The sequence below is a fragment of the Haladaptatus sp. AB618 genome (assembly GCF_024136965.1).
GTDB lineage: Archaea > Halobacteriota > Halobacteria > Halobacteriales > Haladaptataceae > Haladaptatus.
On record NZ_JAMYJX010000001.1, the window covers coordinates 713,986 to 734,744 of the forward strand.

General features: G+C 62.0%; 20 protein-coding genes and 1 tRNA gene. 11 read left to right on the forward strand and 10 right to left on the reverse strand.

Annotated features, from left to right (window positions below; all coding sequences use genetic code 11):
- The 4 genes from trpG to trpD are packed head-to-tail and all read right to left on the reverse strand — an operon-like array spanning position 1 to position 3,861.
- Positions 1 to 612: an anthranilate synthase component II gene (gene trpG, locus NKF26_RS03750; protein ID WP_253225404.1), complete on the reverse strand. Its 612-nt coding sequence runs from the start codon at positions 610 to 612 to the stop codon at positions 1 to 3.
- Positions 609 to 2,225: an anthranilate synthase component I gene (trpE, locus tag NKF26_RS03755; RefSeq protein ID WP_253225405.1), complete on the reverse strand. Its 1,617-nt coding sequence runs from the start codon at positions 2,223 to 2,225 to the stop codon at positions 609 to 611. The genes trpG and trpE overlap by 4 nt, the downstream gene beginning before the upstream one ends.
- Positions 2,222 to 2,860 (reverse strand): phosphoribosylanthranilate isomerase, encoded by a 639-nt coding sequence (locus tag NKF26_RS03760; protein ID WP_253234004.1) that lies wholly within the window; start codon positions 2,858 to 2,860, stop codon positions 2,222 to 2,224. Before NKF26_RS03760 ends, trpE begins: the two co-directional genes overlap by 4 nt.
- Positions 2,857 to 3,861, reverse strand: a complete 1,005-nt coding sequence (gene trpD, locus NKF26_RS03765) for an anthranilate phosphoribosyltransferase (protein ID WP_253225407.1) — start codon at positions 3,859 to 3,861, stop codon at positions 2,857 to 2,859. The genes NKF26_RS03760 and trpD overlap by 4 nt, the downstream gene beginning before the upstream one ends.
- Before the next feature lie 166 nt (positions 3,862 to 4,027).
- Between trpD and NKF26_RS03770 the strand changes: the two genes are divergently transcribed.
- The 3 genes from NKF26_RS03770 (at position 4,028) to NKF26_RS24045 (ending at position 5,238) form a co-directional block, all read left to right on the forward strand.
- Positions 4,028 to 4,101: transfer RNA gene (locus tag NKF26_RS03770), tRNA-Val, on the forward strand.
- 572 nt (positions 4,102 to 4,673) lie between these two features.
- The gene (locus NKF26_RS03775) at positions 4,674 to 4,880 is read left to right on the forward strand and encodes a hypothetical protein (RefSeq protein ID WP_253225408.1); all 207 of its coding nucleotides are present in this window, start codon (positions 4,674 to 4,676) and stop codon (positions 4,878 to 4,880) included.
- A gap of 232 nt (positions 4,881 to 5,112) precedes the next feature.
- Positions 5,113 to 5,238: a hypothetical protein gene (locus NKF26_RS24045; RefSeq protein ID WP_256486598.1), complete on the forward strand. Its 126-nt coding sequence runs from the start codon at positions 5,113 to 5,115 to the stop codon at positions 5,236 to 5,238.
- A gap of 479 nt (positions 5,239 to 5,717) precedes the next feature.
- Here NKF26_RS24045 and NKF26_RS03780 read toward each other — a convergent pair whose 3' ends face one another.
- Together NKF26_RS03780 and NKF26_RS03785 are read right to left on the reverse strand one after the other, a co-directional pair.
- Positions 5,718 to 6,386: a hypothetical protein gene (locus NKF26_RS03780; protein ID WP_253225409.1), complete on the reverse strand. Its 669-nt coding sequence runs from the start codon at positions 6,384 to 6,386 to the stop codon at positions 5,718 to 5,720.
- Positions 6,387 to 6,559: 173 nt separating this feature from the next.
- The gene (locus NKF26_RS03785; RefSeq protein WP_253225410.1) at positions 6,560 to 6,862 is read right to left on the reverse strand and encodes a lycopene cyclase; all 303 of its coding nucleotides are present in this window, start codon (positions 6,860 to 6,862) and stop codon (positions 6,560 to 6,562) included.
- 95 nt (positions 6,863 to 6,957) lie between these two features.
- On the opposite strand from NKF26_RS03785, the gene NKF26_RS03790 reads away from it, so the two are divergent.
- Positions 6,958 to 8,100, forward strand: a complete 1,143-nt coding sequence (locus tag NKF26_RS03790) for a CBS domain-containing protein (protein ID WP_253234005.1) — start codon at positions 6,958 to 6,960, stop codon at positions 8,098 to 8,100.
- An 86-nt stretch (positions 8,101 to 8,186) separates the two neighbouring features.
- Here the strand turns inward: NKF26_RS03790 and radB are convergent, their stop codons facing one another.
- On the reverse strand, positions 8,187 to 8,885 hold the full coding sequence (gene radB / locus NKF26_RS03795) for a DNA repair and recombination protein RadB (RefSeq protein ID WP_253225412.1): 699 nt from the start codon (positions 8,883 to 8,885) through the stop codon (positions 8,187 to 8,189).
- 185 nt (positions 8,886 to 9,070) lie between these two features.
- Here radB and NKF26_RS03800 point away from each other — a divergent pair, with 185 nt between their 5' ends.
- From NKF26_RS03800 to NKF26_RS03825, 6 genes are all read left to right on the forward strand, one after another.
- Entirely contained in the window at positions 9,071 to 10,717 is a 1,647-nt protein-coding gene (locus tag NKF26_RS03800; protein ID WP_253225413.1) for a CTP synthase, read from the forward strand.
- Positions 10,717 to 11,634 (forward strand): glutamine-hydrolyzing GMP synthase, encoded by a 918-nt coding sequence (gene guaA / locus NKF26_RS03805; protein WP_253225414.1) that lies wholly within the window; start codon positions 10,717 to 10,719, stop codon positions 11,632 to 11,634. Before NKF26_RS03800 ends, guaA begins: the two co-directional genes overlap by 1 nt.
- A complete protein-coding gene (locus NKF26_RS03810) occupies positions 11,631 to 11,954 on the forward strand; it encodes a CTP synthetase (RefSeq protein ID WP_369682116.1) in 324 nt (107 codons plus the stop codon). Before guaA ends, NKF26_RS03810 begins: the two co-directional genes overlap by 4 nt.
- A 71-nt stretch (positions 11,955 to 12,025) precedes the next feature.
- Positions 12,026 to 12,427, forward strand: coding sequence for a GNAT family N-acetyltransferase (locus tag NKF26_RS03815; RefSeq protein ID WP_253225416.1), 402 nt, complete (start codon positions 12,026 to 12,028; stop codon positions 12,425 to 12,427).
- A 311-nt stretch (positions 12,428 to 12,738) separates the two neighbouring features.
- Entirely contained in the window at positions 12,739 to 13,695 is a 957-nt protein-coding gene (locus NKF26_RS03820) for a DUF5787 family protein (protein ID WP_253225417.1), read from the forward strand.
- Positions 13,696 to 13,773: 78 nt separating this feature from the next.
- Positions 13,774 to 15,183, forward strand: coding sequence for an arylsulfotransferase family protein (locus NKF26_RS03825; RefSeq protein WP_253225418.1), 1,410 nt, complete (start codon positions 13,774 to 13,776; stop codon positions 15,181 to 15,183).
- A gap of 3 nt (positions 15,184 to 15,186) precedes the next feature.
- Here NKF26_RS03825 and NKF26_RS03830 read toward each other — a convergent pair whose 3' ends face one another.
- The 3 genes from NKF26_RS03830 to NKF26_RS03840 form a co-directional block, all read right to left on the reverse strand.
- Positions 15,187 to 16,005, reverse strand: coding sequence for an MBL fold metallo-hydrolase (locus NKF26_RS03830; protein ID WP_253225419.1), 819 nt, complete (start codon positions 16,003 to 16,005; stop codon positions 15,187 to 15,189).
- Positions 16,006 to 16,008: 3 nt separating this feature from the next.
- Positions 16,009 to 17,337 carry an ATP-binding protein gene (locus NKF26_RS03835; protein ID WP_253225420.1) on the reverse strand — a complete coding sequence of 443 codons (1,329 nt, stop codon included), beginning with the start codon at positions 17,335 to 17,337 and terminating at the stop codon, positions 16,009 to 16,011.
- A 110-nt stretch (positions 17,338 to 17,447) separates the two neighbouring features.
- Entirely contained in the window at positions 17,448 to 19,256 is a 1,809-nt protein-coding gene (locus NKF26_RS03840; RefSeq protein WP_253225421.1) for a flippase activity-associated protein Agl23, read from the reverse strand.
- Between the two features lie 142 nt (positions 19,257 to 19,398).
- Between NKF26_RS03840 and NKF26_RS03845 the strand changes: the two genes are divergently transcribed.
- Positions 19,399 to 20,547, forward strand: a complete 1,149-nt coding sequence (locus tag NKF26_RS03845) for a thiolase family protein (protein ID WP_253225422.1) — start codon at positions 19,399 to 19,401, stop codon at positions 20,545 to 20,547.
- Positions 20,548 to 20,759: the final 212 nt, after the last annotated feature.

The following is a 20,759-nucleotide window of genomic DNA, read 5'->3' on the forward strand; positions in this document are numbered from 1 at the left end:
TTACGCTAGTCGATCCTCCCGGGTGAGGAAGTTCCCGATCAGTTCCCGACCACGCGCCGTGAGAACGCTTTCCGGGTGGAACTGCACGCATTCGATGGGATATTCCCGATGGCGGATTCCCATCACGAGTTCCGTGTCCTCGTGGGTCGTCGTCGCGCTCACTTCGAAACAATCCGGGACGCCGGTCGTCACGAGCGAGTGATACCGTCCGGCCTGAAAGTCCTGCTCGATTCCCTCGAAAACTCCCTTCCCGTCGTGTTCGACGGGGAACGCCTTGCCGTGGATCGGTTCCGGCGCACGACCGATTTCGCCGCCGTATTCGTAAATCGCCGCCTCCAACCCGAGACAGACGCCGAGGGTCGGGATTTCCGGCGACAACTCCCGAAGGACGTCCGCCGTGACCCCAACGTCCCGCTCGTTTTTCGGGTGGCCGGGACCGGGACTGATGACGATGACGTCGGGGTCGAAGTCGCGGATGTCCGCGAGCGACGCCGTGTTCTTCACGACCGTCGTTTCGAACTCCGCTTCGTTCGCTCGAAGCGCGTCCTCGGCGTACTCCACGAGGTTGTACGTGAACGAGTCGTAGTTGTCCACGAACAGCAGGCGCGTCATTTGGAGGCCTCCATTTCGACGGCTTCCGTTCCCGGTTCCAGTCGATCCAGCGCGGCCAACACGCCGCCCATCTTCTGTTCGGTCTCCTCGTACTCGGACGCCGGGTCGCTGTCGGCGACGATTCCCGCGCCCGCTTGCACCGTGATTTCGTCGGTGGTTCCGTGCGAGATGGTCGCCGTCCGGATGGCGATGGCGAAGTCAGCGTCGTCGGTCCACGAGATGTACCCGACCCCGCCGCCGTAGACGCCGCGGGTCGTCCGTTCGAGGTCGTCGATGATCTCCATCGCGCGGATTTTCGGCGCGCCGGTCAGCGTCCCCGCCGGGAACGACGCCCGCACCGCGTCGAAGGCGTCGCGGTTTTCGGCGAGCGCTCCCGTGACGGTGCTCTCGATGTGCTGAACGTGGCTGTACTTGATGACGTTCATGAACTCCTCGACGCGCACGCTGCCGGATTCCGCGACCCGTCGAACGTCGTTTCGCGCCAGGTCCACGAGCATGGCGTGTTCCGAACGCTCCTTCTCGTCGGCGAGGAGTTCGCCCGCGAGCCTGCGGTCCTCCATCGGGCTGTTGCCGCGCGAGCACGTCCCCGCGATGGGGTTCGAGACGATTTCCTCGTCCTGCACCGAAACCAGCGTTTCCGGGCTCGCACCGACGATGCTCAGGTCGTCGTAGCCGAGGAGGTACATGTACGGCGAGGGGTTCACGTCCCGGAGCGCCGCGTACAGCGCCCGCGGGTCGATATCCGCCTCCACGGTTCGTTTGCGCGAGATGACGCCTTGGTAGATGTCGCCCGCCGTGACGTGTTCGTTGGCCCGCTCCACCGCGGCCTCGTACTCGTCCTGCGGCCCTGCCGTCCCGCTTTTCGGACGGTAGTCGCCGAACGACGGTGCGGTCGCTGATTCGAGTTTCTCGGTGACGCGGTCACGTTCCGCCACCAACTCGTCGTACCGTTCGTCGACGTCGTCGTCCGGAGAAACGAGCGGCGTGAACACGAGCGACAGCGTCCCCTCGACGTGGTCGAAGACGAGCGTCTTCGTGCTCAGGACGAACTGCGCGTCGGGTAGCTCCGTGTCGGGGCGTTCGATGCCCTGCTCGTCCAACCAGAGGTCGTAGACGGCGTTGTACGCGAGGAATCCGACCAGTCCACCACAGAACCCTTCGCCGTCCGGAAACCCGCGACGCGGGACGTCAGGGAGCGCTGTCCGAAGCCTGTCGAGCACGTCGTCGTCCTCGGAGCCGTCGGCGTTCAGTTCACGATTCCACTTCTCGCGTAGCACCTGCACGTCGGTCTCGTCCGGAGTGACGGACACCACCGCCGCGGGGTCGTAGCCGACGAAGGAGTAGCGTGCTCGGCTGTGGTGGCCGGTGTCGGCCTCGTGTGTGCCCGCGTCGAACGCGCCGTACGGGTCGCTGGAGGCGACTTTGTCGGCGCTTTCGAGGAGGTAATCGTACTCCCCACCACCGAGTGTCGAGTACGCCGTGAGCGGGTCGATGGACGCGTCGAGGTCGAGTTCCGCCGAGACGTAGACGACCGCACCGTCGTTGGCGTCCCCGTCGTCGCTTTCGTTACAGTCGATACTCCCCGCCAACTCGCTGAACTTCCCTCGATTCATTGATGAGCGATTGCCTGTCGACCACGTTTCGCGTTTCTGACGAACGATTCGACGGCGTCGTGGTCCTTTTCCCCGCCGCTCGATTCGACGCCGCTGGCGACGTCCACGGCGAACGGTTCGACCGTCTCCACCGCGTCCGCGACGTTCTCGGGCGTTAGTCCCCCCGCGAGCAGGACCGGGGAGGAGAGTGAGTCCGATAGCTCCCGTGCCCGGTCCCAGTCGTGTGTTTCACCGGTGCCGCCGACCTTACCCGCGTCGAGCAGCAGGCCGTCGGCCACGGTGTCGTATCGCTCGGGCCGGTCGGTGTCGGGAGCGATGACGGGAATCACGTTCGCGTCGATGTTCGACGAGAGGTACGCGAGGTCGCCGACGCTGGTGTCGTGGACCTGTACGATGTCGGGTTCCACGAGTTGAGCGAGTTCGACGGTTCGCTCGATTCGTTCGGGCATCGTTACCAACACCGTCGAGACGAACGGCGGTATTTCGTGGGCCAGTTCGACGGCCCGGTCCGGGCTGATTTCGCGCGGCGAATCGACCGGGACGTCCACCAGCAAGCCGATCGCATCGGCTCCGGCGTCGATGGCGGCCGCGAGGTCGTCCTCGTTCGTCAGGCCGCAAATCTTTACGCGAGTCATGCCGACAACGCCCCCGTCATCGCCGCCAGTTTCTCGCCCGCGCTTCCCGAATCGATGGCCTGTCGTGCCTGTTCCACGCCGTCTTCGAGCGAGTCGGCCCGTCCGGAGACGTAGATCGCGGCCCCGGCGTTCGCCAGTATGATATCGCGCTTCGCGCCGCCCACGGTCCCCTCCACGATGCCGCGGAGGTCGCGGGCGTTCTCGGTCGGCGTGCCACCGGCGACGGCGGACACGTCGTGCTGTTCCACGCCGAGGTCGGTGGGCGAGAGCGTGTACTCCTCGATGCTTCCGTTCTCGACTTCGGCGACCGTCGTCTCGTCGTGGATCGCGATTTCGTCCATGCCGGAACCGTGAACGACGAGCGCGTGATCCACGTCCATGTGCGAGAGCGCACGGGCGAGGACGGGAACGAGGTCGGGGTCGTAGACGCCGACGACCTGCGCGTCCGCTCCGGCGGGGTTCGTCAGCGGCCCGAGGACGTTGAACACGGTTCGCATGCCGAGTTCCTTGCGTGGCCCGATGACGGCCTTCATCGCCGGGTGGAACACCGGCGCGAGCATGAACCCGATCCCCTGCTCTTCGATGGCCTGCTCGACGGCGGGCGGTTCGGAGTCGATGACGACACCGACTTCGTCGAGTACGTCGGCGCTGCCGGAGGAGGAGGAAACGGAGTAGTTGCCGTGTTTCGCCACCGGAACCCCCGCACCGCTGGCGACGATGGCGGACGTCGTCGAGACGTTGATGGTGTTGTAGTCGTCGCCCCCCGTTCCGCAGGTGTCAACGAGCGGCGTCCGGTCGGGGGAAATCGTCCGGGCCGCTCCGCGCATTCCCTGCGCGAAGCCAGCGATTTCGGCCTCGGTCTCGCCCTTGGCGCGCAACCCGGTGAGCAACGCACCGATCTGGGCCTCCGTGGCCCCGTCGAAGACGGCCGTAGCCGCCTCCCGTGCTTGGGTGAGTGTCAAATCCTGACCGTCCGTAACGAGTTCGATGTAATCCTGCATAGTGAACACCAATGAACTTCTTTGGGTTACAATGAACACATACGTACATCAACTTAAAGCTGTCGTGCGGTACGTTCACGAATAAAACCGTGACAGGGCGGCGCGTTTCGAAAGGTTCAATTACCCTTGCGGGTAACTGATGAATGCGTTCAGACAGAGGCCGACTGGGTTTGTGGTCTAGTTGGTTATGACACCTCCTTGACATGGAGGAGGCCGGCAGTTCAAATCTGCCCAAACCCATACTTTTCCGCGCTACTAACCGACGAGCGAAGCGAGTCGCGGTAGCGCGGAAAATACTCGTTTGGCAGATTTGAATCAGGGAGTGGAGCGCAGCGAAACGACCGTGGTTCAAATCTGGCCAACCCGCTCAAATTTTCTCAGGAGACTGCTTCCGGTGGATGCCGTTCCGTTCATCGGGAGTTGAAAACGATGCAAAGAGAGTACGCAAGAACAGAAGAACACTGATGCATCACCGACCGAAATGTAGCTTATGAGAAACGTGCACCACTTCTACCATCGTCTCGACGAGTGGACGCGAAATCTATCGCGTGGTGGATACGCTGCCCTCATTGGGGCCGTATCCACTTTGTCTTACCTACTCGTTAGCATACTGTTCGGTGAACTTGAAACCCTCAAGGCCGTCACGATGGGAGTCACGCTGACTATCCTATTTTACGCGTCCAATCCCAATCAAAAGAGGTGACGTTTCTCGACCTTCGACGGCGATGGATCAGGGTCGGATGGAGAGAGTTCAGCCGAACCACAAAACGTCCGAAGAGTAAGTATATAGTTTCGTTCGATCACGATCCAGTATGGACGAATCCCCCCACCAGACCCAACTCGACCGAATCGAGCGACGACAAAAGTACATCCTCGCGTTGCTCATCGGTGGGTACCTCATCTGGTTCGCGACGATAATCGACGTCGTGATTGCGGCGTTCCTCTACTTCGTGCTGGGAGTCACCGCCTTTGTGCTGATCACGATCCACAGACACAACCGAGACACGGCGGAGCAGTAGCCACTCGACTCCATCCGCTCGAACAGACGGAAACGAGCACTCGACACGAGTTCGACGCGGCGGGACGATGGTCGTAGAGGGGGGCCACCCCAGCAATCGAACCCAGTATCGCCTTCGTGCTGATCGGTTCGACACACGCTGAACGCGTTTCCGGGGACGATTGCCGAGCGGTACGCTTTTCTTTCGGAAAATCGGTCGGGACATACTCCGATAGCCCGAAGCGGGCAGGTATGTGTTCCAAGCGCCTGCCCGTTACAGCGACGCCCTGTTGGTTCGTCCGGCGTATCTCGTCTTGCGGAGTTACTTCTATCGGACGGAGGGGACGGTCAAAGTCGCGTTTCCGCGACTTCACGGGTGAAAAACGGGTGACGGAATAATCGCTTCCGGCGAAAACGAATCGTGCCGGGGAGGGCGATGCCGTACGGGAGTTCCGGACGGATCGGAACGCTCACACTGACTACGAACAGGCGGTTTCTGATGATCGTGGATGGATACTATTCGAGTACTATCAGCACATCGGTACAGTCAACGTCTCGGATCGTTCGGTTAGGAAACCCGTAGAATGAGCGGATTTCGAGTAGCCACTTCGTCCGAACGAGATAGCGGACTACAATATGTTTGTTAATAACAGTTTACTGGTTTTTCCTCGTCGATCGGTCCGTGCTTCGTGCAACCGCTCACAACCGAGAAATCAGAAAATCGGCTCACGGAGGGTCTACCGTCCGGTAACGGTCGATTCGAGAGATGGGTGAGAAGAACCCCCCATTCTGAGCCATCACATCGGTGAACCACACCCCCGTGGCTCCGGATATCGATGGTCTGAAAGCCGAATCCGAATTACTCGTCGGAGACTTCGGGTGCCTGTTCGCCGGTTGACGGTGCGTTCCGTGCGTCGTAGGTGTGTGCTATGGCGACGATGGTGAACGCGACGACGACGAACAGTGCGAGTCCGATATCAGTGACTCCCGCGAGCGGCGGGACCTGGAGCCACGCCGCGGTAAGCAGTGCGAATCCGGCGGCCGCGATTCCGAGATATCGCTTGCACCACGAGATGTCGTCTCTGGTATTCGTTTCGAGATATGGGTCGAGTTGTTCCGCCGCAGTGGAGAGCTCGACGATACCCCTGTTTTGGTTGTAATCTACGATTCCTGCGTCGTCCAATTTCGGGAGGTGGGACTGGTAGAGTGCGGTGTAGACCCGTTTTCGCTCCGCCGCCGAGATCGCGCCGACCGTGGTGTCGTTCTCCCACGCGGCGACCTGTTCCGCAAGGTCGCTCAACTGCACGGTTTCGTCGGCCTGTTTCAGATAGTGGAGCGCGTACCGTCGCCGTTGGTTTTTCAGCACGTCAAAAACCATATCGCGGGAGAGCGGTGTTGCTCGTTCCTCGTGCGAGCGATTCGAGTCGAGGATATCCGAGACCTGCTCGGCGACAGTCGAGTCCGATTCACTTGGTTGGTTGTCCGTGTTGTTGTCTCCTGTGCCTGAGGAGTCACCGATTGTGCTCATTACTACGCCACCCCTTGCTCGTAACCCAGCATGGATTCGAACATTGCCGGGTTTGTTCTTTGTTATTCACCATTTACCAGCCGTAAACGAGTGGTTACCAAAAACTTCAGATAAATTGTACCCCGTCGCCGTCTGGCGGTAATGACCCGTTACACGGACTTTTTCACCCCGTTTCACCGCCGGAGCAGGTTCTCGTGTATTCCGAGGACGAGGGCCGGGACGACGACGATGAAGATGTGTTCTTCGAGCGGAATGCCGAGTAGTTCGACCCCTGTACGGAGTGGAATCGCGAACACACCGATCGTCAGGGTGTACCAATCCCACACGAACCCGATGGGATAAATCACGAGGAGGGTTTTCGCGGCACGCGGGAGCGCCTCCGCTCGAACGAGCAGCCACAACGCGACCGATCCGAACAGAATTTCACTGACCAGATAGGTGTAGGGACCGAACACCGCGCCGATGTCGGGAAACACGTCGGAAACCTAGGTTTCCAACCGGGAAAAACCCCGCTAACATGCCTTCTCCGCGACAAAGTTCAAGACCGATGGACGCGTCATTCAAAACGCCGATGGATATCTCTGACATTGCGACCACAGATTACTTCGAAATCGAAGCGGAAGAGCGACTAGGGAAGGCCCGCTCGATATTCGAAGAGGAGAACCCAAAGGGAATCGTGGTCACCGAAGCCGGCAAGTACAGCGGTGTCATCACGCAAAAGCAACTCCTGCAGTCACATATTGAGGACCAAACCAAAGTAGCGACACTCACGAAACCGGCACCGAAAGTGAACCGAGACGACGACGTGCGCGACGTCGCCCGCGCCCTCGTCGAAGGCGGGTCGAAGGTCGCACCTGTCTTCGAGGATGGCACGCTCTGGGGAATCATCGACGAGGACATCATACTCGAAGGCGTCCTCGAAAACTTGGACGCCCTGACGGTCCAGCAGATTTACACCGAAAACCCCGTCACGATCCCGGAGGATGCCACGCTCGGACGCGTCATCAATCTCATGCGCGAGCACAGCATCTCCCGCCTCCCCGTCGTGAACGAGAACGGCTTCCTGACGGGTATGGTCACGACCCACGACATCGTGGACTTCGTCACCCGTAACATGGACAAGCCCACGCGCGGCGAGCGGATGGGGGACAGCGACCGTATGCTCGACCTTCCCGTGTACGACGTGATGAACAGCCCCGTCGTGACGATTTCGCTCGGCGATTCCGTGCAGACGGCAGTCGAACGCATGTTCGAGAAGAACTACGCGGGACTCGTCGTCACGTCCGAGGACGACGACCGCGTCGTCGGTGGCGTCCTCACGAAGACCGACGTGCTCCGTGCGCTCACTTACACGGAGGAGGATCACATGGACGTGCAGATCACGAACATCGACCTCCTCGACACCATCACCCGGCAGGCCATCCGAGAGAGCGTCGAGGGGATCACCGACAAGTACCAGGACATGCAGGTGCGCCACGCGCACGTGAGGTTCCACGAGCACAAGGAGAAACTCCGCGGCACGCCGCTCGTTCAGTGTAAGATTCGCCTCCGCACCAACCGCGGTCAGGTCGCCGGGTCCGGCGAGGGCTACGGGGCCGAACAGGCGTTCAACGTCGCCCGAGACACCTTGGAGCGTAACGTCCTCGAACTCAAAGGCGTCCAGAGCGACCGCGAGTACGAAGGGCAGTTGCTCCGGAAACTCAACGAACTGTAGACGGCCGACGAAAACCCGACGCGGCCGCGAACCACGATTCTCCCGTTTTTCGACTGCTCCGGAATTACCCTCGATCGGAGCGATTCTCAAACGCTCTCTTGTGGCCCTTCGAGTCCGGAATCCGTGATTCGGAATTGGGTTCGCCCCCCGGCCGGTTTCGACCGATGCTTTTCGAGCGTCGCCCGGCGGTTGCCGCCGCGGAAGCGGTCCACTCGAAGCACGATACCCGTCCAGTGTTCGAGCGTGTGCCCGCCGAGCGGGCGCGTTCCGTCGGAATCCGGGTCGGTGTACACCTGATTCGTCAGCAACACCGCGATGTCGTGTTTGCGTGCGAGCGAGAGGAGATGTGTCACTTGGCGGGCGACCCCTCGGAGTGCCTCGCCACCCTCCCGGTCGTCGCCGCGTTCGAGGCGGTAGAACCCGGTCGCGCTGTCGAGGACGACGAGGTCGGCGCGCTCGGCGAACTCCGAGACGTCCTTGACGGCCTCTTCTTGCTCCCCGAAATCGAGCGCTTCCTTGATGACGATTCGGGACGCGACTTCGTCCACGTCGTCCGCCCGTGCGCCCGCGATCTGCTCGAACCGGTCGATGGACAGTCCTTCGGTATCGATGTAGATCACGGTGCCGCCGTTCCGCGCGGTCTCCACCGCGGCCCCCAGCGCGACGTTCGTCTTCCCGGCGGCGGGCGGGCCGTACACCTGCGTGACGGTTCCGCGCTCCAATCCGCCTCCGAGCAAGTCGTCCACCGGCGGGCACCCTGTCGTCAGTTTCTCGGCGTCAGTCACACTCCGGCCTTGGCGCTTCTCACGCAAAAGGTTCCGGTTTTCACGCTATTGACGTCGAAATCATCCTCCGTTCAGTTCCTCGAATTCATCTCACGGTCGAACTCTGATGTATCCAACATATGCCATCTTCTGGCGAAGCAGGACGCCTCCGAAACGATTTTCAAGACCGCTCGCAGAAACTCAGTATGCCGACTGACCCCGAGACAGACTACGACCCCGAGATGGGGAAGAAGTTCATTTTCGTCACAGGGGGCGTCATGTCCGGACTTGGCAAAGGCATTACCGCCGCGAGCACTGGGCGACTGCTCGCAAACGCCGGGTTCGACGTGACTGCCGTGAAGATCGACCCGTATCTCAACGTGGACGCGGGGACGATGAATCCCTATCAGCATGGAGAAGTGTACGTACTGAAGGACGGTGGCGAGGTAGACCTCGATTTGGGCAACTACGAGCGTTTCCTCGACATCGACATGACCTTCGACCACAACATCACGACCGGGAAGGCCTACCAGTACGTCATCGAGAAGGAGCGCGCCGGTGACTACCTCGGTAAGACCGTCCAGATCATTCCGCACATCACGGACGAGATCAAGCGCCGGATTCGTGAGGCCGCCGAAGGCCACGACGTGTGTCTCGTCGAAGTCGGTGGCACCGTGGGCGACATCGAGAGCATGCCGTTCCTCGAAGCGCTCCGCCAATTCGCCACGGAACAGGACGAGGAGGATTTCCTGTTGACCCACGTCACGCTCGTTCCGCACTCGAAGAACGGCGAGCAGAAGACGAAGCCGACCCAGCACAGCGTGAAAGAACTGCGTTCCATCGGTCTGCAACCCGACGTACTCGTCGGGCGCTGTAGCGACGGTCTGCAACCCGAGACGAAGGAGAAGATCGCGCTGTTCTGCGACGTCCCGACCGACGCCGTGTTTTCGAACCCGGACGTGGAGGACATCTACCACGTTCCGCTCGTCGTGGAGGAAGAGGGGCTGGACGACTACGTCATGGGGCAACTCGACCTGACCGACGAGGCGATGCCGAGCGACGAACGGAGCACCGCCTGGCGCGAACTCGTCACGCAGGAAACCGAGGGCGAAGTCGATATCGCTCTCGTCGGGAAGTACGCGCTCGAAGACGCCTACATGTCCATCCACGAGGCGCTCAAACACGCCGGACTGGAGAAGAACGTCGACGTGAACGTCCTCTGGGTCGATTCCGACGAGATGGACGACGACCACGAGGAGCGACTCAAGCAGGCCGACGGCATCGTCGTCCCCGGCGGGTTCGGCAGCCGTGGGACGGAAGGTAAGATCGAAGCCATCCGCTACGCCCGCGAACACGACATCCCGTTCCTCGGCCTCTGTCTGGGCTTCCAGATGGCCGTCGTGGAGTACGCCCGGAACGTCCTCGGTCTGACCGACGCGAACTCCGCCGAACTCGATGCTGACACGCCACACCCCGTCATCGACATCCTGCCCGAACAGTACGAAATCGAGGACATGGGCGGCACGATGCGGCTGGGTGCACACGAAACAGAGATCGAGACCGGAACGCTCGCGGAGCGGGTGTACGGCGGCACGAGCTGCACGGAGCGCCACCGCCACCGCTACGAGGTGAATCCCGAGTACTTCGAGGACTTCGAAGGCGAGGACCTCGTGTTCTCCGGTCGCGCCGGAAACCGGATGGAAATCCTCGAACTGGAGGACCACCCGTACTTCTTCGGGACGCAGTTCCACCCCGAGTTCCGTTCCCGACCGGACCGCGCCAGCCCACCGTTCGTCAGCCTGCTGGACGCCGTGCTTGACGAGGCGGAGAAACGAGAGGAGGTCGAAGCTTAATGGTAGACACTGGAAAATTCATCGAGGAAGCGGTTGCGGAGATTCGAGAAACTGTCGGCGATTCACACGCCATCATCGCGCTGTCTGGCGGCGTGGATTCGTCCGTCGCCGCCGGACTGGCGTACAAGGCCATCGGCGACCAACTCACGCCGGTGTACGTCGATACCGGCCTGATGCGCAAGGGCGAGACGGACCAGATACGAAAGACGTTCTCGTACATGAGTTCGCTGGAAGTCGTGGAAGCCGAGGAGCGCTTCTTCGACGCGCTCTCGGGCGTCATCGACCCCGAAGAAAAGCGGGAGGTCATCGGCGAGCAGTTCATCCGCGAGTTCGAGCGCGAAGCGCGCGTCACGGACGCGGACTACCTCGTGCAGGGGACGATCTACCCCGACCGGATCGAGAGCGAGGGCGGCATCAAGTCCCACCACAACGTCGGCGGACTGCCGGACGTGGTGGACTTCGACGGCATCGTCGAACCCGTCCGCGACCTCTACAAGGACGAGGTACGCGAGGTCGCTCGCGCACTCGGCATGGAGGAAATCATCGCCGAGCGCATGCCGTTCCCCGGCCCCGGACTCGCCGTCCGCGTCGTCGGCGAAGTCACGCCCGAGAAGGCCCAAGTCGCCCGCGAGGCGTGTCACGTCGTCGAGGAGGAACTGGAGGAGTACGACCCGTGGCAAGCGTTCGCCGCGGTCGTCGGCAAGGCTACCGGCGTCAAAGGCGACAACCGCGTCCACGGCTGGATCGTGGCGGTCCGCTCGGTCGAATCGCGCGACGGCATGACCGCCCGGGCACAGGAACTCGACTGGGAGACCCTCCAGCGGATCCAGTCGCGTATCACGGGCCAGAATGAAAACGTCGCCCGCGTCGTTTACGACGTGACACATAAGCCCCCGGCGACCATCGAATACGAGTGATGCGTGCAGTCATCGCAGGTTCCGACGAAGACGGACTCGGTCGCGCCCTCGAATCCGAGGGCGTCGAACTGACGACCATCGGCGGCGTCGCCTCCCGCCCCGCGCTGGAGGACGCCGCCATCACCGACGCCGACCTGTTCGTCCTCATGGACGTCGGGCAGGCCACCGCAATCGCGGTCGCAAAGGACCTGAACCCCGAGGTTCGCGTCGTCGTCTACGACGAGAACTCCATCCCGGAGTTCGCCCGTAGTCAGGCCGACCTCATCCTCGACCCGGACCTGCTGGGCGTGGAGACGGTCGCGGAAGAACTGGCGGTCTGATCGGTCGGAGAACTATCGACGGACTCGGCCGCGATGGGTAGAACTAACGACGGCCGAAACAACCTTTTTTCATGTCCTACGAAGTCCGCGACGAGTTGCCGACGGTCGACGAGTTCGTCGCCCTCCGCGACGCCGCCGGAATGTCCGCCCGGAGCAGGGACGCCGTCGAGCAGGGGCTCCCGAACACGATTTTCGGCGTGATAACCGTGGACGAAACGGGTGAAACGGTCGGGATGGCCCGCATCCTCGGCGACGGCGGGATGGTGTACCAAATCGGCGACATGGCCGTCCACCCCGACCACCAACGGCAGGGGCTTGGGTCCCGGATGATGGAACGGTTGATGGAGTACCTGGAGGAGAACGCGCCGGAAAGAGCCTACGTCAACCTCATGGCCGACGTGGAGGGCTTTTACGAGCGGTTCGGCTTCGAGTACACTGCGCCCGCCTCGCGTGGGATGTACCGTCGGATGTGAATCGAGGATACTGTTACCGTTACTCCGAACGCAATCCCGTCGTTACGCGTTCCGAGAAGTGGTTGGTTCTATTGTGATTTCAGCAACTGAGTTGCGTGAAAACCGTACCACGTCGTCCCGAGGCGGTCGCGGTGCGGGGCAGTCTTCATGCGGTTCGGCTACTGAAATCGAAGAAAAAGAACGATTCCCTCGAGCGGTCGTGGTGTTCGCGGCTCGGAAGTCGTTGTCGTAGTGGAACCAAAATCGGAATTCTTTCATCGTGAACGGGTTCGTCCGAGGTATTTTTCAGCTCACAGCCCCACCCCAATCATGTGCGAGAGTTCCCGTTCGAACTGAAACTATGCACGCACCTCGAAGCGACGACGGAGCGGATCATCGCCCGGCAGATCGGTGCCGGTGTCCACGCGCCGTCGAATCGGGTTATCGACGTGCTGTGCGTCGAACCCGGCCCGGAGTTCGCGGCGCGGACGGAACTCACGAGCGAGCGGATTCCCGCCGCCGCTATCGAGAGCGACGTGGGTGTCGGCGAGGCGTGCTATTGGCGGAACGCGTTCGACACGTCGCCGGAATACGCCCGCGAGATGGTCGAGCGGGCGGTCGAAATCGGCTTTTTCGAGCGCGATAGACGGGGCGGCCGGGAGTACGTCCGACAGGTGGCGCGGTATCCCGACTGGTTCGGGCGGTTGATCGGCATCGAGAACAAACCCGACCTCGCCGCGCCCGGCGACCTCGAAACCCAACTCCGGAAGGACGTGAGTCTGGGACTGGTGGACGAGGTGATCCTTGCGACCGAGAGTTACGTCACCGGCGCGCATCTGAATCGGATTCCGGAGGCGGTGGGCGTCTGGCGGTTCGACGCCGAAGCGGCGAGGGTGGAGGTGATTCGAGAGCCGACACCTCTCGACAGCGAAGGAGCGGGAACCGAACTGATCGATACGCACGTCGGGCGAACCGACGTTCGCGTGGCGAGCGCCGCGGCGAAGGCAAAACGCCGAAGGCGGATGGCGGAGCGGGCGTACGGTAAGGGGTGGCGGAGTTACGACTTGCCAGGGTGTGCGGCGGTCGAATCGCACTCGGGCGGGGTTCCGTACTGTGGCTGGAAGGATCGGGTGGTCAATCCGGCGAATTGCGGGCCGGAGTGTCCGGGTTACGACCCCGCCAACCCGCCAACGGTCGATTGGGAGGCGGAGCGAGACGATCGGACACCGTGGGTCGCGGACCCGACAGGACGAACGCGTCGGCAGTCCGGACTCGACAGATTCGGATAGCTTAGGTGTGAAAACAAGGTGTCGAGTGACGGACGTGAAGTGTGAACATACAAGAACCGGGATCAAGAATGGGGTTGTATGCAGACGCTCTCCCGGCGGCAGTCGTTGGCCGTCGGCGCGATACTCTTGTGTTGTCTCTCCCTGTTCACCCCGACGTTGGTTGCCCAATCGGACGACCAGGGAAGCGTTGCTTCCAATCCCTGTACGGGTACCATCACGCAGTCCGTGAACGGCACGACGGTCGTCGCGGTACAGGGCTATTCGTGGGTCGACGGCGGGCAGAAACGCGACGCGAAACTCGTCGCCATCGGCCCGAACGGAACGGTGAAGTGGGTCCATCACACCGGCGACCACGGTATGGTCTGGGGGTATGACGTGGACCCGATGCCGAACGGTAACCTGTTCGTCACGGGGACGAAGAACGGCAAAACGGTCGTGTACGAGTTCAACCCGCGAACCCAGAAGCACGTCTGGAGTCAGACCCTCGACATCGAGGACACCCACGACGTCGACCTCATCAACAACGGCACGCAACTGCTGGTCGCCAACCTGCGCAACTACAAGGACGGGGCAAAGCGCAACGACGACAGCGTCTTCGTCTACGATTTAAAGAAGGACAAGGTCGTTTGGCGCTGGTACTTCCGGGACCACTACCCCAAGGACACGGCCAAGACCGGCTACCACAACTACACCCACGACTGGACGCACGTCAACAACGTGCAGAAGATCGGCGAGGGCGAGTATCTCGTCTCGCCGCGCAACTTCGACCAAGCCATCGTCATCAACCGTTCCACGAATAAGATCGACATGAAACTCGGGGAACCCGGGAACACCAGCATCCTCAACAAACAACACAACCCCGATTACTTGGAGAGCGAGGACGGCAAACCGACGATGCTCGTCGCCGACTCCGACAACAACCGGATGGTCGAATACCAGAAGGAGGGCGACAACTGGAACCGAACGTGGTCGCTCGGGAAGGGCGACGACCTCTCGTGGCCCCGCGACGCCGACCGCCTGCCGAACGGGGACACCCTCCTCGGCGACTCGAAGCACGAGCGCGTGATGCAAGTGTCGCCGAACGGCACCGTCAAGTGGGAGTTCTACACGCCGTGGCTCGTCTACGACGTGGAGCGTATCGGAACGGGTGACGAATCGAACGGTCCGACAATCGCCGATCAGAACGCGACCGGCAGCTACCAACTCAAAGGTGCCGCCGACAACTACGACCCGCAGTCGATGAAGCAGTGTAACGCCTATCTCAACTCCATCCACGGTTGGGCCGATGGCCAGAAGCCGAACAACACGACGACCGCATCGAACGATTCCGGGGGCGTACAGGACAGCGACGGGGATAACGGCGGCAACGCGAACCTCAGTTCCGGGACGACGGCCGATTCGGACACGTCGATGCCCGGATTCGGCGTCGCCGTGGGCATCGCCGGACTGCTCGTCACCGCCGCGTTGTTGATCCGGAAAGAGGAATAGAGTTCAGATTCGGTACTGCTCGCCGTCCATCGCTAGCGGCTCTTCGAACGCCTCTTCTTCGGGATAGAAGTGCGAGACGTGCACCAGTCGCGTCTCTTCCGCGCCGAGTTCGTCCGCCATCGAGAGCGCTCCTTCTCGCGTCATGTGTTTGTAGCCGAACGTGCGCGGAACGCCGTCGTCGGTATGGTGGCGGCCTCCCGCCGGGTGGTACTCACAGAGCGACGCCGGAACGATGGCGTCGGCCAGAAACAGGTCGGCGTTCGAGAGGGCCTCGCGGGACGCCTGTGGAATCGCATACCCCGTATCGCCGGTGAGCGCGAGTTTGGACCCGTCCCCCTCCACGACGACACCGTAACAGAGCAGCGGCGGGTGTTCGACGGGGACGAACGTCACGTCGAACCCGCACGCCGAGAACGACGAGAGCGGTTCGTGGTCGTGAACCGTGATTTGTTGGAGGTAGTCGAACTTGTCCCGAATCGTCTCCGCGACGCTCTCGCCGGTCTCCGGGTCCGTCTCGTTCGTCGCGTGGACGGGCAGGGCGTCGAACAGTCGGTAGGCGTTCCCCAACCCGTCGAGGTGGTCGAAGTGGATGTGCGTGACCAGCAGTTCGTCCGGAAGCGGCACGTCGTGGGTAAGAAACTGCGAGCGAAAGTCGGGACTCGCGTCGATGAGCAGGCACTCGTCGGTCTCCTCGTTGCGGACGTGAACCGAAAAACGCGAGCGTTCGACGTCGCGTTCGCGGGCCGCCAGACAGGTGTCACAGTCACAGCCAGCCGTCGGCGTCCCCGTCGTGTCGCCGGTGCCGAGGAGGGTGACTTCCATCGGTCAGTGGTCGTGTGAGTGACCGCTGATGTCCCCGCCCGCGACGAGCGCGTCGTGGTCGCCGTCGATCATGTCCATGTCCTTCAGGTGGTCACGCTCCTCGAAGTCCTGAATCGCGTAGTGGAGGTCTTCCTGCGTGAGTTCCGTGCGCTCCTCGGTCAACGCCTCCAGTACGGCCTCGCGGAGGACGAGTCGCAGGTCGCTTCCCGTCAGCCCTTCGGTCAACTCCGCGATTTCCTCGGGGTTGAAATCCGAGATTTTCATCCGTCGGGTGATGACCCGGAGGATGTCCGCCCGCATTCCCTCGTCGGGTTTCGGGAAGTTCAGGATGTCGTCGAACCGCCGCCACGCCGCCGCGTCGAGTTGGTCGGGGTGGTTCGTCGCGCCGATGAGCAACACGTCGTCCTCGATGAGCGAGATGTTGTCGATGCTCTTCAGGAGGGTGTTGACGGCGCGCTTGATCGCCGCGTGCTCGTCGCTTCGCCGCGTTTTGGCGACGAAGTCGAACTCGTCCATGAAGAGGATACACGGCGAGAGCCGTTTCGCCACCTCGAACACCTTCTCGACGTTCTTCGCCGTCTCGCCGAGATACTGGCTGGTTATCATCGACAGTTTGACCTCCACGAACGGCAGGTCCAAGTCGTATCCCAACGCCCGTGCCGTCGAGGTTTTCGCCGTCCCCGGCGGCCCGACGAACAGGAGTTTCCCGATTTCTCGAAGCCCGATTTGGGCGAGATACTCGCGGTGTTCGATGGCCTTCACGATTTTGTGAATCTCGGCCTCCTGGTCCGCCGTGAGCACGAGGTCGTCCAGCGTCAGTTCGACTTCCTCGGGTGCGTAGACGTCCACGAGGTCGAGCATGCTTTCGCCGTCCTCGTCTTCGTCCTCGTCGAAGTGCTCTTCGAGGAGGCTGTCTATCCACGCCCGGTCGGACTGCACGGGACGGTTCGCCTCGCGCACCTCGTCGTAGGTAACGTCCACGCCATCCCGGTCTTCGAGGGCGTAGGCGAGCGCCGGATTGCGCTCGACTCGCTCCTCGTCGCGGTCAACGAGCCACTCTTCGGCCATCTCCTGTTGAGTGAGTTCGAGCCCGCCCGAGAAGGTATCCCGGTCGGTAAACATCAGTTCGGAAATCGCTTCCCACGGTTGATCGAGACCGGTCGCTTCGCGCGCCGTCTCGATGGTCGTCCGAAGCGGCCGCTCTATCGTTCCATCGTGCCAGAACACCTGCCGAATCGCCGGTGGCAGGTCGTTTTCGTCCAGATCTCTATTCTCGCTGTAGATCCGCGCAGTGAGCAAGAATTCGATTACGTCCAGCGCCCCACTGTTCATTCTCCCGTGGGTAATCACGGCAGAATCTTAAGGGCGTCGGAGACGTCCCGCTCGCCACGCGTTTCGTGAGCCGAAAGTAAAGGGTCGACTTACACACTCGCGCGGTGGCGTTACGACGACAGAGAGCTGTTCTGCACGTAGATGACCGTCGTGCTGATGTGACAGCCACTGTTGTAACTGAACCGTTGGAACTCATAGCGCGTGTACCCGGACATGTAGCCCTCGATGTCCTCCGCGGTGCTGTCCTCGCTGGAACAGGTCGAGACGTTGGCCGGTGCGATGACGATGGGCGGTTTGTCCCCCCGCAAGTTGCTGGCGTTCTGTGTGCTGGCCATCTGCGCGTCGGCGGATTCGAGGTACCAGTTGAGCGGGAGACGGGCGAACCACCCTTCGCCGCCTTCACCGCTCTCGACGGGATACACGTCGTCCGCAGCCTCGTTCGACGAGTAGAACTTACTCCCGTAGAACAGCACGTCCGTTCCCTCGTTTTCGCGTGAGATGCGTTCGAGGGTATGAAGGAGCGGCTTCGAGTGTGTCGAAGAGGACTGTGCGTACTGGACGAACTGGTTATCGGGGTCCTGTGGATGCTGGTAGGTCGTGCTGTATGCCGTCGTTCCGGCGGAAGCGACGACGAGCAACAGCAGGACGGCGGCGGCCGCGAGGCTCACGTCGTCGTGGTCCTCGTACGCTTCCCATCCCCAGCGGAAGACCAGCGCGAGGCCGACGGCCGCCGGGAACGCGAGCGGGATGATGGCGTGAACGGCGGCCCATCCGGCCTTGATGTCCATCACGAGCGGGTAGCCGAGGATGCTGGCGACGCCCCAGTAGAAGCCGAACGCGACGACGTCACGGGGGCGGTCACCCGAATAGCGGTCGAGGACGAACCCCACGACCGCGAGAATACAGAGCGCCAACGCGCCGACTTTCAGCGTCGTGAGGAGGTGTTCGAGGTAGGGGAGATAGGCGTGGTCGGCGTGTCCCTGCCACCCGATGAAGTTGTTTCCGACCGTCACCGTCGCGGCGACGAGCACCTTCGGAATCATTTCCGGGTGCGAAAGGGACTTCCAGAGGCCGGGACCTGGCTGGCTCTGCGAACGCGGCGCGTAGAAGTAGATGAAGATGATCAGGAACTCGATGACGGCGGCGAGGCCGACCCCGAGCGCCTTGAGAACCGAGTTCATGACCGACCGGTCCCCTTCCATCAGTCGAACCGCGCCGATTCGATAGCGCCGCGGAACGGCCGCCCCGATTCCCTCGTTGCCGACGCGCTTGAGCATGAGTCGGTGGTCGTACAGCAGGACGCCCGCGCCGACCCAGCAGGCCACGTACAGCAGGGCGTTTTCCTTCATCGTGAAGCCGAGCGCGAAACAGGCCACGGCCGCGAAGAAGTACGACAGGCGGTGGGTGTCGAAGTAGCGGACGAGGAAGCCGAGCGCGAACACCATCGCGACCCCGAGGATCACGTCGTTCCGCATGAACCGCGAGTAGTAGAGCAGAACGGGGTTCGCAGCGAAGAGGAAGGCGAGTGCGACCGTTTCGGAGGGCCTGAGTCGCTCCCGGAAGAGGAGCGCGGCGAGCGGGAGCAGTCCACCCAGGAGAGCGACGACGAACCGCATGGTGAAGTCGTTCGCACCGAACAGCGAGAACACGATGGAGTTCACTTGCATCAGGAACGGGCCGTGGATGATGTGTCGATAGTACCAGACGCCGTTCTGCGAGTACGTGTAAATCCAGTACGCAACCCTCGCTTCGTCCTGATGGGCGACACGCGCGCCGAGGCTCACGAGGCGGAGGGCAAGCCCGACGACGGTGATGAGGACGACGAGAGGGACCGGCTCGGTGAGTCGCTGGAGGAGGCTCGATTCGTCGCTCGACGTGAGCGGGCGAGTACGTTTCTGGGCGGTGTCGGAACCTTGCATCGTCTGAAGTTACCGACGATATGGTATGGGTCCGGACAAATAGTTTCTGAAGCCCCATCGGTTGTCAATAAACTTTCAAACTGTTCTTCATTTACTTCGCGTTCTACCCCCACTTAAGGACGTAGAGCGAGAATCATCAATCATGGATAGCGATACCACACCAGTCATCGTGAAGGCGATTCGAACGCCACAGGGCAAGGAAGGTGGCGTCTTCGCCGACGTTCGAAGCGAAGACCTCTCGATCCCGCTCGTCAACACGATCCTCTCCGAGACAGGGTTGACCGGAGACGACATCGACGACCTCATGTGGGGCGTCGCCCAGCAACGCGGCGAACAGGACAACAACGTCGCCCGCGTCATCGCGCTCCTCTCGGACCTCGGCGAGGGCGTCCCGGCGACGAGCATCAACCGATGGTGTGCGTCCTCCATGCAGGCGCTCATCAGCGCGAGCGACGCGATTCGGGCGGGCCAGCGCCAAGCCATCATCGCCGGGGGCGTCGAGAACATGTCCCGCGTGCCCATGAGCGGCGGGTACGAGGGGCGGGGCATCCACCCGGAGATGGCCGAGAAGTACAACCTCCCCACACTTCAAATGGGGATGACCGGCGAGAAAGTCGCCGAGGTGTACGAGGTGTCCCGCGAGGAACAGGACGAGTACGCGCTCCGAAGCCAGCAGCGTGCCGCCGAAGCGACCGACTCCGGCCGCTTCGACGACGAAATCGTCCCCATCGAAACAGAGGACGGACTGGTCGAGGAAGACGAAGGAATCCGACGCGGCACCAGCATGGAAGCCCTGCAGGGCCTCCCGAGCGTGTTCAAGGCAGACGGCACCGTGACGCCGGGCAACGCCTCCCAGATTTCCGACGGCGCTTCCGCCCTTCTCGTCACCAGCAAGGCGTTCGCGGACGAACACGACCTCGAAATCATGGCCACCGTCGGCGACAACAACGTCGCGGGCGTGGACCCAACCGTGATGGGAATCGGCCCCGTTCCGGCCACGAAGGGCCTGCTGGAGCGCACCGGCGAGAGCATCGACGAGTTCGACCTCGTGGAACTGAACGAGGCCTTCGCCAGTCAGACGCTGTACAGCCAGCGCGAACTCGGCGTTCCGGACGACAAGTTCAACGTCAACGGCGGCGCAATCGCCATCGGCCACCCGCTCGGTGCTTCCGGCGCGCGCCTCCCCGTGACGCTCGTCCACGAGATGAAAAAGCGCGACGCGAAGAAGGGACTCGCCACGCTCTGTGTCGGCTTCGGACAGGGTGCGGCAATCACGCTGAAGCGCGAGTAATCGACGCGAATCCCCGATTCGCGGGCGACGCGTGACCGTCGAGGTGGGACACCTCGGAGGGAACGAGGAAGTCCTTTTGATCGAGCTTTTACAGGGAACGAGGGAGCGGAGCGACCTCGTGACCGTCGTAAAAGGTCGTCGTGGTAGGGTGCGGCGATAACGCTGAAGCGCGAGTGAACTCACCGTCCGCTGAATTTTTCACTCTTCTTTCA

What these genes read in the sequence shown, in the direction of transcription:
- NKF26_RS03775 (WP_253225408.1), top strand. Translation starts at nt 4,674, where the DNA reads ATGGACGAATCCCCCCACCAGACCCAACTCGACCGAATCGAGCGACGA.
- NKF26_RS03825 (WP_253225418.1), top strand. Translation starts at nt 13,774, where the DNA reads ATGCAGACGCTCTCCCGGCGGCAGTCGTTGGCCGTCGGCGCGATACTC.
- NKF26_RS03800 (WP_253225413.1), top strand. Translation starts at nt 9,071, where the DNA reads ATGCCGACTGACCCCGAGACAGACTACGACCCCGAGATGGGGAAGAAG.
- NKF26_RS03790 (WP_253234005.1), top strand. Translation starts at nt 6,958, where the DNA reads ATGGATATCTCTGACATTGCGACCACAGATTACTTCGAAATCGAAGCG.
- NKF26_RS03780 (WP_253225409.1), bottom strand. Translation starts at nt 6,386, where the DNA reads ATGAGCACAATCGGTGACTCCTCAGGCACAGGAGACAACAACACGGAC.
- NKF26_RS03830 (WP_253225419.1), bottom strand. Translation starts at nt 16,005, where the DNA reads ATGGAAGTCACCCTCCTCGGCACCGGCGACACGACGGGGACGCCGACG.
- trpG (WP_253225404.1), bottom strand. Translation starts at nt 612, where the DNA reads ATGACGCGCCTGCTGTTCGTGGACAACTACGACTCGTTCACGTACAAC.
- NKF26_RS03760 (WP_253234004.1), bottom strand. Translation starts at nt 2,860, where the DNA reads ATGACTCGCGTAAAGATTTGCGGCCTGACGAACGAGGACGACCTCGCG.
- guaA (WP_253225414.1), top strand. Translation starts at nt 10,717, where the DNA reads ATGGTAGACACTGGAAAATTCATCGAGGAAGCGGTTGCGGAGATTCGA.
- NKF26_RS03840 (WP_253225421.1), bottom strand. Translation starts at nt 19,256, where the DNA reads ATGCAAGGTTCCGACACCGCCCAGAAACGTACTCGCCCGCTCACGTCG.
- trpD (WP_253225407.1), bottom strand. Translation starts at nt 3,861, where the DNA reads ATGCAGGATTACATCGAACTCGTTACGGACGGTCAGGATTTGACACTC.
- NKF26_RS03845 (WP_253225422.1), top strand. Translation starts at nt 19,399, where the DNA reads ATGGATAGCGATACCACACCAGTCATCGTGAAGGCGATTCGAACGCCA.
- trpE (WP_253225405.1), bottom strand. Translation starts at nt 2,225, where the DNA reads ATGAATCGAGGGAAGTTCAGCGAGTTGGCGGGGAGTATCGACTGTAAC.
- NKF26_RS03815 (WP_253225416.1), top strand. Translation starts at nt 12,026, where the DNA reads ATGTCCTACGAAGTCCGCGACGAGTTGCCGACGGTCGACGAGTTCGTC.
- NKF26_RS03835 (WP_253225420.1), bottom strand. Translation starts at nt 17,337, where the DNA reads ATGAACAGTGGGGCGCTGGACGTAATCGAATTCTTGCTCACTGCGCGG.